Source organism: uncultured Campylobacter sp., from assembly GCF_938045595.1.
Classification (GTDB): Bacteria; Campylobacterota; Campylobacteria; order Campylobacterales; family Campylobacteraceae; genus Campylobacter_B.
Genome location: NZ_CALIBB010000028.1, coordinates 17899 through 32019 on the forward strand (window position 1 = coordinate 17899; position 14121 = coordinate 32019).

Below are 14121 nucleotides of genomic sequence, written 5' to 3' on the forward strand. Positions count from 1 at the left end.
CTAAAGATCCTCTTGCTGGGATTTTTTCACCACTTACAATCCGCTCAAAATGCCCCCTAAAAAAGGGTTAAATTTTGCAGTCAAGAATTTATTCTGCACAAAGAGTAAATTTTTACTACTTGAAATTACAAACGCAGCCCCCTCTGTCAAAAACCGATCAGTGATTTTCATATTGCAAACTGATCTATTTTTATGTATAATCGCAAACTTTATGAATTTTAAAGGATCAATATATGAAAAAATCCATCTGCTCCTCTATGCTTAGCCTCGCAGCGGTGCTCGCACTAGCACCCGCACAAGCGCTTTGCAATGCAGATTCTAATCCGCCGCTTATCCATACCCATAATAACCTCTATTCGGCTGGATTTAGCGGCAATACTAGCGGCAGCGGAAGCACCAGCCCAAATGGCAATATTACGACGATTACGGGCGTTGCAAGTGGCGGGACGGATTATTCTGGCAGCGTGATTTACGGCGGAGGAAGCGGCGATGGGATCGCTGGCTTTACTGAGTTAAACTCCGCCTCCAACAATAGACTTACGATTAGAGGCGCAAACGCTTACGTGGGTATCGCAATAGGTGCTGAGGCCAAGGGTGTATCGGATAATTACGTGAGCTTAGAAAATGGCTCTAAGGTAAATTTGGTCGTGGGCGGACAAGGCATAGCGGCGTCTAAAACGGGCAACGAAGGCGAAGCGACGCGAAATCAGGTTTTTGTAAAATACGGCGCCGAAATTACGGGAAATGCCGATAACTTCGGCGGTAGCTCAAATAGACATTACAATATCATCGGCGGCAGAAGTGGAGCGGATAAAAAAGCCTCCTCCAACGCCGTAACGATCGACGGAGGCACTATCGGCAACGGCTCCGTTACGAATGTAATCGTGGGCGGTATAGTAAGCGGCGGCGGTGATGCCGTATCAAATAGAATAACTATCAAAGGCGGTACGTTTAGAGGGAACTTCGATATATTCGGCGCTCAATCCTCCGCGGGAAAAAGTAGCTACAATAGCGTCAATATAACGGTGCCTTATTATGGCAGCACAAATACTATCACTCTAAACGGAAACGGTAGAATTTGGGGCGCAGCGGGCGGAAGCGGAAATTCCACCGCAAACTCCGTCACTATAAATGCAAGACTAAAAGCGCAAAATTACCAAGTAGTAGGCGGCCAAGCAAATAGCGCTAGCGTAATGAGTGCAAATCGCGTAGAGATCAATAACGACGATGCAATCGTAGGCAGCGTCACAGGCTCTTTGGGCGGCGCCTCGAGCTCGCGAAGCGTAGTTGATCTTTACAAAGGTACCGTAAAGGGTGATGTCGCGGCAGCGAACGGCATCGCTGGCGAAGCGGACGGTGATAGAGTTACTCTAGGAGCATCAGACTCCAACAAAGGCGTACACATCGGAGGCAATGTCTATGGCGCACGTGCAGGAAGTGTCAAAAACGCAGTCGTTTATATCAATAAAGAAAGAACGACGATAGCAGGAGACGTTTATGCAGGCTACGCTACAAGCGGCAGCGTCGAGAATAGCAACGTAAATTTTAGAGGCGGCACTATAAGCGGTACAATCTACGGCAGCAATAAGCCTACGGATAAAACTAATACCTTGCATATCGAAAATTGGGTCGGCGGCGGCATTAAAAAAGCCAAGGATATTAAAAATTTCGGCTCTATAAATTTTCATGATCTATATTCCACTACCCAAGCCGATGCGCCTCTTACTCTAACCACTAGCGGCAATACAAATTTAAACGGCACAAAGATAGAGGGTATAAAATCAGATCTTGGCGAAGGAAAGTACTATCTGATACATAATTCAGGCGGCGGCACGATCACTAGAGCCGCGCAAACCGTGCAAGATAATCAAATTTATACGATTACCGACAAAGACCACTATCAAATCACCGGCACTACGATCGAGGTCGAAAACAATAAGAATTTAATCATACAAAAAGGCACTCTAACTCGCTCTTGGATAGACCCCAACTTCGATCAAAGCGAGCTAATGCAAAATCAAAATTCTAACAAAGCTGCGGGCGCCACTGAGCTATTCGGTAATAAAGGCAACACCGTAATCGTAAAAGATGGTGCAGGCAATCTAGGCGGCAAAAATATAAGCTCGGGCAGAGACGATGCTACCGACGGAAGCAATAGCATCCACGATAACCACACTAAGATTAGAGGCGGAAGCAGCATAGGCGAGATCGACGGCGGGTACTCAAATTCCGCTACCCCGCAAGAAATTTATAATAACCACGTAACTTTCGAAGCAAGCGGAATAGACGTGGGGTATGTAAATGCGGGCATCACTCATAGCAGTAGCGGCGGCGGAAACATCCACGATAATAGCGTAACTACGAATGCTACGATAATCCGCAATAGCATTTACGGCGGCAATACTAGCAACGGAGAAGCCAAATCCAATATCGTAACTATAAACAACGGCAGCGTAGGAGCAATGGCGGTAGGCGGTAAGGGAAACAGCGCGATTTCCAACACTATCACTCTCAACTCGGTAAACGTAGGCGGAAGCGTATACGGCGGAAAGGCTAGCGGCACCGCCTCCTCCAACACTGTAAATTTAAACGGCAACACGCAAGTTGCTGGCAACGTCTACGCAGCGGAAGCCACTAGCGGCAGCAACAACGTAGTAAATTTCAGAAGCGGCAGCGTAGCAGGCACGATATACGGCGTATCTAGCGCAAACGCTAGCAATTCGGGCAACAGCTTAAATATCCTATCTTCAAACTCAGGCAATGGCCTAAATGCAGGGAATTTTGCAAATTTCAATAAATTGGAATTCAACTTAGCCTCCCTTAGCGAGATTGAAAATGATGCTTCATCAAGTACCAAAAGAGCTTTAAGCTTGACGGGTTCTGGCAATACTGATCTAAGCGGTACCGATATATTTGTGAATTCCGCAAGCGAATTTAACGCTTTAAACAATGCAAGCTATCCAGATGGCGATAATAAGAAATACACACTTGCCTATAAAAGCGGAGGCGGTAAATTTACCGGATATGATCCGCGCTTTAAAGACAAGGGCTACGTAACTCAGCTAAATAAAAACTATGTCATAAAAGATGCCAATACCTTTAGCAGAAACATAGGCGGTATGCATATAAGCGAGGATGAGCGGGAGCTTTATATCCAAAAGCTTATTAAAACTAACGAGAGCATAAATGGGGATTTCGATGCGGATGAGCTGCAGAAGTATCTAGGTGCTGGCGGTCTTAACGGAAATAACATAAATATAGGCAAAGCGGGGGAGGATAAGAATTTTAACGGTAGAAATATCCACGCAGCAGGCGCAAACAATACGTTAAATTTTATCAGCGGTCATAATGTAGGCGTAATAAGCGCAAGCGGTAGCGGTAACACCCTTAACATAGGAGCTAGCAATAGCTCTCCTGCGGCAGTAAATTCCTTAAGCGCTAAAAATATTAGCGGTTTTGACAGGCTAAACTTCTTTCTTCCTAACTCTATTAGAGCAGGCGATAGCGTACTTACCCTAAGCGACCCTACTGCCAATACCGATCTAAGCAACGTAAGCAATATCACGGCTTATATAAGCGGAGTAAGCGGCCCGTTAAGTCCAAGCAGCGAGATTCATCTAATCAATAAGCAAGGAAGCGGCAGCCTTATAGCTCCTAACGCAGCCAATATGCATGCAACGCTAAATGTAGGGGTAAGTCTAAGCTATAACCCTAAAATTTATCAAAGCGGCAATTATCTAAATTTAGGATTTGATGCTTCCTCGGCTCCTACTCCTAGCGCGCGCGTAAGCTCTAATACCAAATCCTTCGCCGAAACCCGTGCCGCAAGCTTAGCTAGCCTAAAGAGCGGAAGCGAGTTAATCACCAACTACCTAGATAAGCTAATACCGGATGGGCATTTAGAGCTATTTCCTTTTGCTATAAGCGAAGCTTATGATCTAAGGTACGAGACGGGCTCACACGTAAATTCCAAAGGTTATGGCGTAGCAGCAGGACTTGCTAGCTTAACTGAGAATTTCGCAGGAGATATCTTAAGCGGAGTATTCGTTGAATATGGAAAAGCCAACTACGATAGCTACTTAGATAGCGGTCTACATGCAGACGGAGATAGCGAGTATATAGGCGGAGGCTTGATGCTAAAGCAAAACTTTACTAGCGGCACCTACCTTGATGCAAGCTTTCACGTAGGTAAGATAAGCAGCGACTACAATAGTAACGACTGGACCTATGCCATAGCTCCTGGAGTATTAGCTCATAATGAGAAGTTTGATATCAGCTCAACCTATATGGCTACTCATATAGGAATAGGTCAGATCTTTGATCTAAGCCAAAGTAACAAGCTAGACGTTTATACTAAATGGCTATATGCTTACACGGATGATGCAGATGCCTCTATAAGCTCGGGCGAGAGATATCACTTTGATAGCGTTACATCTAATAGGCTAAGAGCAGGTCTTAGAGATACTATAAATCTAAAAGACGAGCATAACCTATACTTTGGAGGCGCATACGAGTATGAGTTTAGCGGAGATGCTAAAGCATCTACTATGGGACTTGACGCTCCTAAGCCTAGCCTAAAAGGCTCTACCGGAGTATTTGAAGCTGGCTATAAATACGATAGCAAAAACCTAATCCTTAGCCTAGGAGGCAAGGGCTACGTAGGCAAAACAAGAGGTGGTGCTATCAATGCAGGGTTTGAGATTATGTTTTAAATTTAAGAGATGCGTAAGCTCTAGCTCACACATCTATAAAATCAAATCCTATACTTAAAATTTCAGGGGCGATAGATTTCTCGCCCTTTTTTAAATTTAGATGCTATGCACTAGATAAATTTCATAGCTTCGCTCTTATGCAGATAGTTATTTTAATTAAATGCGCCGTATCCGCTCGTAAAAAATTTTACCGCAAGTGGCGCAAGATAATTTATTGAATTCTACAAATTTAAAAATTCCTCAATACGAAATTTCAGATCAAAATTTACGGCAAAATTTCACGGTGAGAGTGCAATCAAATGAGCGAAAGCGGAGCCTTGCGAGTGAATGCCGAATCTCGCTAGCAAGAGTAGAATTTTATGAGTATACACAACTATTTAGCAAGCCATCCATAGCAATGTTAAATACAATGAAATTTAAAAACCGGAGCATAAATAATTAAAAAATTTTAGAATTTTACTTATGAATTAACGGTTCATGAAATTTCGATTTCAAAATTCCATTTCACGCAATCTTAGCAAAAATTCTAATTGCAAACACCTTAGACATTTTACGCACCGTATTTAGTGATAAATTATATGCCCCCTACTTTTTCGTGATTTTATAGAGTAAATTTCCAATGCTTTGTATGATCTGCACAAGCACGATCAGAATCACGACGGTGTATGCCATTATATCGGGGCGGAAGCGCTGAAAACCATAGCGGATCGCCACGTCGCCAAGCCCGCCGCCGCCGACAGTGCCCGCCATCGCCGTAAATCCAATGATGACGATGAGCGTCAGAGTAATCGCGCCGATGATGCTAGGCAGCGCCTCGACGAACATTACGCGGAAGATGATCTGCGTCTTGCTTGCGCCGAAGCTCTTCGCCGCCTCGATCACGCCGCTATCTACCTCCAGCAGAGCGCTTTCGATGAGCCGCGCGATAAAGGGTGCCGAGCCGATAGTAAGCGACACGATCGCCGCGGTGGTGCCGATGCTCGTGCCGACAAGAAGCTTTGCAATTTGGCGATACGAAATTTCAGATTAAAATTTGCTTACATTCGAACTTAAAATTTTAAGAAACCGAGCAATTTAAATTTAGATTTCTTAAATTTAATATTATAAAATTTTAGCCTTTGCGGTTACGGATTTTATTTTAAGCTCATACACTTTCGTGCGTTTTAGGGATGCTTTGGAGGCGAATTCTACGCGCGACATGTAGTTTGGGGTGTATTTTTCGCAAAGTATCCGCAGGGCGTAAATTTTACGCTCGTCGTCTTCTACTTCGTTTGCTTCACAAACGGCGATCGCGCTGCGGTATTCCGTCGTATAAACTCTAGAGCCTAAAGCGGCAGCGTCGTTTGCGATAGATCGGTATTCTTCATCGCTTGGGGTAGGAACGCGGTTGTAGCTAACAAAAACCGCCGTTACCGCGCGTCCGTTTTGAAAGAGTTTCGCCTTTGTGCCAGCGGGCGCGCCGTGGATGTAAATAACGTCTGCATCGCGTACAGGCGAGATAGGCACGCTAAAAATTTCGCCGCTCTCGTCTATGCAGCTAAGCGTAGCATATTCGCTCTCGTCGATGATTTTTAACGCCTCATCTTCGCTTAGCTGCCTATCTCGTCTGCGCATTTAGTCCATCTGATTTCGTAGGAATGCGGGCTCGTCGAGCTCGTCGTAGGTTTCGTCTCCGTTAAAATCGCCGCTACTTACCTTCTGTCTAGAAAAGATAGAATTTCGACCCATGCTCTCTAAAAGCGCCTTCCTGCGATCCGCTACGTTATCGCTGGCGACCTGCTTTTTTTCCTCGATGCTCCTTTCAAAGCCGGTGGCGATGAGAGTAACCTCGACGCGGTTATTTTCCATCTTAGGATCGGTGGTGGTACCCCAAGTAACGTCGGCATCCTTATCCACGGTATCTTCGATGATATTCATCGCGGATTCGATCTCAAGCAAGGAGCAATCAGGCGACATCTTAAAATGCACTAGCACACCCATAGCGCCGTGGATGGAGGTATTATCCAAAAGCGGAGATTGGATCGCACTTTTTAGCGCTTCTTCTGCCGCGCCATCACCTTCGCTAACGCCGATACCCATAAGCGCCAAACCGCGGTGAGTCATTACCTTTTTGACGTCGGCATAATCGACGTTGATATCGCTATCGCCGGACTCTAATATCACGGAGATCATACCGTTTACGGCTTGGAATAGGACATTATCTACGATCTTAAATGCGTCTTTTAGACCGGTTTTTTTATCGATGATCTTCAATAAATTTTGATTTGGGATAACGATTATGGAATCGCACTCTTTTTTAAGCTCTTCAAGACCCTCTTGCGCTAGTCGCATGCGCTTTTTACCCTCAAAACCGAAAGGGGTAGTAACGACGCCGATAGTTAGCGCTTTTTTCTCTTTCGCAGCTTTAGCGACGATAGGTGCAGCGCCCGTACCGGTACCGCCGCCTAGGCCGGAGCCAACGAAAACGATGTCGGAGTAATCCAAGCGGTCCTTAAGATCGTCGTAGTTCTCCTCCGCAGCCATCTTAGCAAGCGCCGGATCCATACCGCAGCCAAGGCCTTTGGTAGTGCTTTCGCCGAGTAAAATTCTAGTATTTGCGATCGATTTTTCTAAAGCCTGCGCATCGGTGTTAGCCACCATTAGTTCGACGTCTGTTTTAGTAAAACCCTCGCGAATCATATGATTGATCATATTGCATCCGCCGCCGCCGACGCCGATCACCTTCATCTTAGCACCGTAGATGCCCTTTCTTTCTTCCATACTGTATCCTTTCACGAGTATCTCCTTAGCTTAAAATTTAAAACCAATTTTTCATAGACGACCAAATTTTACTGAAAAAATTCTGTCCGTCTTTTTTTGGAAGTTGGATATTTAGATCCTCCTTCTTAGCCGCACCGCCGTCCGCTCTGACGCCCTCTTTTTCTATCGCCTTGCTGACCTCTTTTTCATAATATTCGTTCACATTTCGTTTCGGAGCCTTGTTTATAACTTCGTCTTTGTAGCGGAGTTTGCCGTTAGAGTCCATCTCGTAAGGGGTAAATTCGCCGAAACCATACATGCAAAGTCCTAGTGCACAAGAATTTGAAATATCATCAGCAATCTCGTGCAGGCCGCCCACGCTTTTTGCTCTTGCAACCCTAACGGAAGTGTTATCAAAAACTATCGCTGCTAAATCGCGCACGTCGTCTAGCTTCGCCATGCCGCCGGTGATCACGATACCTGCACCTATGCGGTCTTTATAACCGCTTCTTTCGATCTTATCGGCTATCATATCGAAGGTCTCTTTAACGCGAGCGAGGATGACTTGAGAGATGATCTCAAGGCTTATGATGTGGTTTTCCGACTCGCTATCTCCTAAAGCAGGCAATTCAACTTCGCTATTGCCTTGATTAATTAGATCGTTATAGGTAATTTTAATGTTTTCCGCATACGGAAGCGGCGTATGTAGGGCGCGCGATAGATCGTTAGTAACGTTATTAGAGCCAAACATCACAACATCGTTATAACGTAAGGAATTTCCCAGGTGGATGACTATATCACACGTAGCGCCGCCCATGTCAATCAGCACTACGCCGAGCTCTTTTTCGTCCTTGCTAAGCGTGGATATGGATGATGCGTAGCCCGAAAGGACGATGTTATCGACCTTTACGCCCGCCATCTCTACGGATTTTTTCAAATTTTTAATTGAGCTTTCGGGAGCGATGACGATATGCGTGGATACCTCCAGGCGGGTACCGCTCATACCGAGAGGGTCTTCGATGTGTTCCTGCTCATCAACCCTAAAATCATACGGAAGCACATGCAAGATTACGCTATCGCTAGGCACGTTAGCCTGAGCTTCGGCAACCTGCATAGCGCGCTTTATTTCATCCAGCCCGATCTCGTTTTCCATAGTTATGACGCCGCGAGATTTAACGCTTTTGGCGTATGAGCCAGAGATCGATATGATAGCTCTATCATAGCTTCTACCAGCGCCTTTTACTGCTGCTTTCACCGCCTGCTTTATTGAGCCCGCAGCCTGCTCTATGTTTGTTATGACGCCCTTTTTGATACCTAAAGTATCGGCTCCGCCAACGCCTAAGACCGTAAAAATGCCATCATTTTTAGCGATTATCGCGCGAATTTTAGTTGAGCCTATATCTAGACCTAAAATATACTCACTCACTGTCTTTACCTTTAAAATATCTTTCGGTTTTATAGCGCTTTTCTAGCATTTTGGTTAGATCGTCTTGCAGATTAGAATTTAATAACGCAGTTATCCTATCGGTGACGATCGCTTTTTCTTTATCTATCTCTTCGCTGCTACCTAGGCTCTGCTGTAAAATTTTATACACTACGGCTTTATTATCAAACATCACTATCCCTTCTTTGGCAGGCTTATTAAACATATCGATAAGAAATTTATAAAATTCGTCATCGCTTAGCTTGGTATTATTTTTACTATTAAGAGATAGCGTGCCGAAATCTTCGCCTTTGAAATTTTTAAGCGCATCTTGAGCTCTTTTTTCAAGTAGCTCTTTGCGTTTCTTCGTTTCAAATTCTTTAGAAGCCAAAGACTTAGCCTCTTCAAAGCTCATCTGCCTAGGCTGTTCTACACCGTTTAGTTTAGCAATCAAATATCCGCCTTTGTACTCGAAAGGCTTGATGACATCTCCTGGCTTTGCCACCTCAATCTCAGATATTAGAAAATTGCTAGCCGTAGCAACTATAGTTTCATTAGTATCGAGCTTGCCTTTTTTGATCTCCAGATAATCCTTTGTAGCGTCTTTTTTAACCTGATCCATTCGGTAATCTTTTAAAACGTTAGGTTTGGCTTCTGTAAAATCCAATAATTTATCATCCAGGCTTCTATACTCGCCTCTGTGTTCTTCATAAAATTTACTTAGTTCAGTCTCATTCACATCGGCATTGCTAGGCGCCACAAAATATGTTCCTAGAGTATATTTTTTTTCGGTCATAAAGTGCGACTTCTCGCCTTCCCAGAATTTCTTTAGCTCGTCGTCGCTAAAAGTGACGTTAGCGTCTGCGTAGATTATCTCTGCAGAAACCTTGTCCTGCATCAGCTGCGATGCTGCAAATGCTTCTACGATCTTAGGGCCAGGCGTTATTTTTAGCGCTTTGCCGAGCTTTTCTAAAGTTAGGACCTTTTGTAGATTGCGCTCAAATTCCTTTTTAGTAAGTCCTGAATTCCTTACGACATTATCGTAAAGCTCCTTACTAAATGCGCCGTTTTCTTGGAAATTCGGCGAGCTTACTACAAATTCCGCCACATCTTTATCACTAGCCTGAACACCTAAGTCTTTAGCAAAATTTAGAAAATACGCTTCGCCGATTAGCTGATCTACTGCGATCTGATCTAGATGCATATTTTTGGCTTGTTCTTGAGTAAATTGCCCATCGCTCATAGCACTCAGCCTGTTGTATAGTTCGGAATATTTTGTGTTTAATTCTTGATTTGTTATAGAAATCTGCCCTACTCTAGCGATTGAGCCTGCGCGGTTAGCGTTCATATCATATGCGCCCCAGCCGACGAAGCCTGCGCCCACGAAGGCTATCGTGCTTATCCAAATAGTCGGTATAAGCGACTTCTTATGCTTTTGCATCCATTCTATCATCTAAATCCTTAAATAGCTAACTAAAGAAATTTTTTGTTAGTAATTATACAGATAAAACCTTATGTAAGGCTGAAAAATAGGCATTTTTAGCGAATTATAACGCGTTAGTAAATGATTTGGTATACATTAATCTTAGCTTAGCAAAAGCAGCTTTGAACTCATTTCTAAAATCGCTATTTTTTTCGCCATTTGCTGCGCGCTCCTTGCATGAGCAAAAATCCCATAGCCGCGAATCACCATTGTATCGCTATTTTCATTTATCATATAGTTACAAATTTCATACGGCGCGCGCTCGTGCCAATCGTCGTAGTTCTTAGGATCGTAAATTTCAACGCGCTTAAATTTGCTCACCCCAAAGTAATCTCGCGGCAAAATAAAATCATGCTCCAGCGTATATGCGACGAGATATGGCGGTGTCGCGTAGGTTACGAATTTTGCCTCTTTTATATTTTTGTAGATATTTATATGTATGTCGCTATCGATGCTAGCATCTTGCCAGCGGTAGTCTTTTTTTGAAAACAGCGTTATAAAATCATCCCTATCCAGGCTATCGAAAATCGCGTCTTTTTTGTTGATCAAGAACTGATTTTCTTTAATTTTTGCTGAAATCGAGCCGTGAAAGATCCCAAAAAGCCTATCTCTAAACATCGAAAGCGAAATTTTGCGTAAAATTTCATAATAATACTCGTCCATCTCTCGCCTTTGTAAAAAATTTCGCTATTATATAGGATTAGAAATTTCAAAAGGATAAATTTAAGTGCAAGCTCCACATATTCCGGTACTTTTTTCGCAAACGATCGCCGCATTTTCGCAGCTTGAGGACGGCTACGTTATCGACTGCACACTAGGCTACGGAGGGCACAGCGAAGGCATTTTGACCGCTAATCCGCACCTTAAACTCATCGCCTGCGACAGAGATGCCGAAGCGATAGAATTTTCGCGCGAGCGGCTCAGTAAATTTAAAGATCGCATAGAAATTCACAAAGCAAAATTTAGCGAAATTTTAGAAATTCTGCCCGAGCAAAAGCTCCGCGCAGTTCGCGGGATATTAGCCGACATCGGCGTTTCGTCGCTTCAGTTGGATAAAAACTCGCGCGGCTTTTCCACTAAAAGCGACGCGCTGGATATGCGAATGGACGCGCGCGCGGCGTTGGATGCGGCGTATGTCGTAAACCGCTACTCGCAAGCGGAGCTAGCGCGCATTTTCCGCGAATACGGCGAGCTAACAAATGCTAACGCAATCGCCTCCAAAATAGCTACTGCGCGGACTAACGCACCACTAACAAGCGCTAAAGCTTTAGCAAATTTGATCGGAACAAAGCCCGTTAAAGGGCGTAGTATCAGCCTCGCCGCGCTAGCGTTTCAGGCGATCCGCATCGAGGTAAATAACGAGCTTGGCGAGCTAAAAAGCCTGCTTGATCTCATCGAGCAAAAATCGCGCGATTTAATCTTAACTAATGCAAATGTCGCTATAATCTCATTTCATTCGCTTGAAGATCGCATCGTAAAGATGCGCTTTAAGCAGTGGGAGCGCAGTTGTATCTGCCCAAGCGGCGTGATGCGTTGCGAATGCGGCGGCGGGCATTCGTTAGGCAAAATCCTAACCAAAAGCCCGATAATAGCGGACGCGCAAGAGCTTACGCAAAACTCGCGAGCAGCGAGCGCAAAGCTAAGAATTTTTCGGCTAAAATGACCGCCTTTGCTTGCTATGAATTTTAAATTTTGACGAAATTTTGTAAAATTTACAGATTTGCAGGCATTAAATTTTAAAATTTTATGGAATTTTAAAATTCGGCTTACAAAAATTTTGCTTTTAGAATTTATGATATTTTCAACGTTATTTTAAACATGCAATGGCTAAATCATAAAATTTAGCGAAAAATTTAACGTTTAATTTTACGCTAAATTTAACGTATAATTTTATGAGATTTGGTTGCTGCATATTTTAAAAACTAAGTGGCAACATAGATACAGAACCGAGCGAGAGTTAAAATTTGGCGCCTAAAGCAAGCGGCGTAATGCCAAATCTCGTTCTTTGCTTTAACGAAATTTTGTAGACGAGCCGTAATTTCATTGATTTTTTTAGATGATAGAGCTTATCTTGCAAGCGATATCCTTCGCTTAGCGTTTTAAGGCGCATCGAAGACGCAGTGAAATTTTAAGCGGTTTTTCAGACGATTTGACAAAATTTTATAAGATAAGCTGAGTAAAGCGAACTTGATTTTTACCTGTCAAAATGAATTTCCCAAGCAGGCGGTGCAAAAAAACGAGCAAAATTAACGCGATGCTTCTTTTGAAGCTTCTGCTGCTATACAATATCGTGCAAAGAACCAGCTGAATAAACGCAATAGCCTGCTAAAGTAAAATTTTGCTTTTGCTGGCCGAGATAGAATTTGGCGAGTTAAGATAAAATTCCATTTACTGAGGTAAAATTGCAAAGAAAAATTTTGCTCGTAGCTTTGCTTTTAAATTTTATCTTAACGGCTATTTGCTGAGCGCACGCTAGCTGCGGGCTTCGAGCTGAATTTATCTTGACGCAGACGCCTCGGCGGCGAGTAAAGATAAGATCGTGGTTTTAAATTTATGGAGATTTTAAATGAACAAATATGAATATTTTGCCGACGACGATGACGGGCACGACTTCGCAGGGACATCCGATCTAGCGGGCATAGAGCTCGCAAAAAGACGAGCTATGGAGGATCTGACGGATGAGGAGCTAGAGGATAAGCTTGCCGCGGATCTTTCCGCAAAACGAAACTACGCGGGCGAAGCTGGCGGTTACGACGATTTTACCGGCTTGGGATTCGAAAGTTCAGGCTTCACAAACGCCCAAAACTATCTAAATTCCGAAAGCGGCGGAACAAAATTTAATAAAAACAGCAAAGTAAAATTAAAAGGACGTGGCGACGCAAATCTTTCAGCCACTCGAGGCAGCGAGAATTACGCAACCGGAGCGAGCTACGGCGATTTTGCAGGTGCCAATTTTACCAGCACGGCGGATTACGCGGCGTTTGCAGATGCAAGCTTTACAGGCACGCAAAATCAAAATTACGCGGATCTGGGCGCGCAGGATTATTCAAGCCTTGCTGCAGGACGCGGTTACGGCAGTTTTGCTGGCGCGCAGGACGAGCTACTACGCAACTACGATGCCGAGAAAAAAAAGGAGAAAAATCTCACGCTTTATCAGCTTTTAGTCGTTTATCTGCTGATCGGATTTGCGTTTTTGCTGACGGTGCCGGCGATTTACATCCGCAACGAAATTTATTACATCAGTCGCGACATCGCCGCGCTTCGTACCAAGCACGAGGTTTTGCTTGAGGAAAATCGCGCGCTTAACAACGACATCGAATATCTGCGCTACAAAAATGAAATTTTAGATCCGCAAAGCGTGCAAGAAAATGGACGCTGATGGGATTTTGATCGCGGCTTTAAGGACATAGCGGAAAATCTAGCGCGAATGAGCGAGCAAAATAAAACTTCACTTCAGGTGCGTGACGAAATCGCAAGGCTAAACTCGATTTTAGGTAATGTCAAACTACGCGGCAACTTCGGAGAGTACCGATTAGAGAGAATTTTATCGATGATTTATGGGCAAAACGCCTCGTTTTACGAGCTGCAAAAGCACCTACCAAACGGCAGGATCGCAGACTGCGCGCTACATATCGCAAAAGAAAAAATTCTTTGTATCGACTCAAAATTCCCACTTCAAAGCTATGAAAAGATCATCGCCGCCTCCGCCTCAAACGACGCCGCAGCGCTTGCTAGTGCGGATAAGCAACTCGCCACTGATATGA

General features: G+C 44.1%; 9 protein-coding genes and 1 pseudogene. 4 read left to right on the top strand and 6 right to left on the bottom strand.

The window, feature by feature from the left end:
* Positions 1-233 precede the first annotated feature (233 nt).
* The gene (locus Q0340_RS01310) at positions 234-4712 is read left to right on the top strand and encodes a hypothetical protein (protein ID WP_298081839.1); all 4479 of its coding nucleotides are present in this window, start codon (positions 234-236) and stop codon (positions 4710-4712) included.
* A gap of 585 nt (positions 4713-5297) precedes the next feature.
* Here the strand turns inward: Q0340_RS01310 and Q0340_RS01315 are convergent.
* The 6 genes and pseudogenes from Q0340_RS01315 to Q0340_RS01340 all read right to left on the bottom strand — a co-directional run.
* Positions 5298-5711 (bottom strand): annotated as a pseudogene (locus Q0340_RS01315) (ABC transporter permease subunit); the annotation flags it as partial.
* A gap of 102 nt (positions 5712-5813) precedes the next feature.
* Complete coding sequence (locus tag Q0340_RS01320; RefSeq protein ID WP_298081840.1) at positions 5814-6326, bottom strand: pyridoxamine 5'-phosphate oxidase family protein; 513 nt, start codon at positions 6324-6326, stop codon at positions 5814-5816.
* Entirely contained in the window at positions 6327-7487 is a 1161-nt protein-coding gene (gene ftsZ / locus Q0340_RS01325) for a cell division protein FtsZ (RefSeq protein ID WP_297989947.1), read from the bottom strand.
* 22 nt (positions 7488-7509) lie between these two features.
* On the bottom strand, positions 7510-8877 hold the full coding sequence (gene ftsA / locus Q0340_RS01330) for a cell division protein FtsA (RefSeq protein WP_298081841.1): 1368 nt from the start codon (positions 8875-8877) through the stop codon (positions 7510-7512).
* Positions 8870-10327 (bottom strand): peptidylprolyl isomerase, encoded by a 1458-nt coding sequence (locus Q0340_RS01335; protein ID WP_298081842.1) that lies wholly within the window; start codon positions 10325-10327, stop codon positions 8870-8872. The genes ftsA and Q0340_RS01335 overlap by 8 nt, the downstream gene beginning before the upstream one ends.
* Before the next feature lie 132 nt (positions 10328-10459).
* Positions 10460-11020, bottom strand: coding sequence for a class II aldolase and adducin N-terminal domain-containing protein (locus tag Q0340_RS01340; RefSeq protein ID WP_298081843.1), 561 nt, complete (start codon positions 11018-11020; stop codon positions 10460-10462).
* A 64-nt stretch (positions 11021-11084) separates the two neighbouring features.
* On the opposite strand from Q0340_RS01340, the gene rsmH reads away from it, so the two are divergent.
* The 3 genes from rsmH to rmuC form a co-directional block, all read left to right on the top strand.
* Positions 11085-12020: a 16S rRNA (cytosine(1402)-N(4))-methyltransferase RsmH gene (gene rsmH / locus Q0340_RS01345; protein WP_298081844.1), complete on the top strand. Its 936-nt coding sequence runs from the start codon at positions 11085-11087 to the stop codon at positions 12018-12020.
* 903 nt (positions 12021-12923) lie between these two features.
* Entirely contained in the window at positions 12924-13736 is an 813-nt protein-coding gene (locus tag Q0340_RS12335; protein WP_363317239.1) for a hypothetical protein, read from the top strand.
* Between the two features lie 48 nt (positions 13737-13784).
* Positions 13785-14121, top strand: a 337-nt coding sequence (gene rmuC / locus Q0340_RS01355) for a DNA recombination protein RmuC (protein ID WP_298081845.1), incomplete at its 3' end; no start/stop codon positions are given.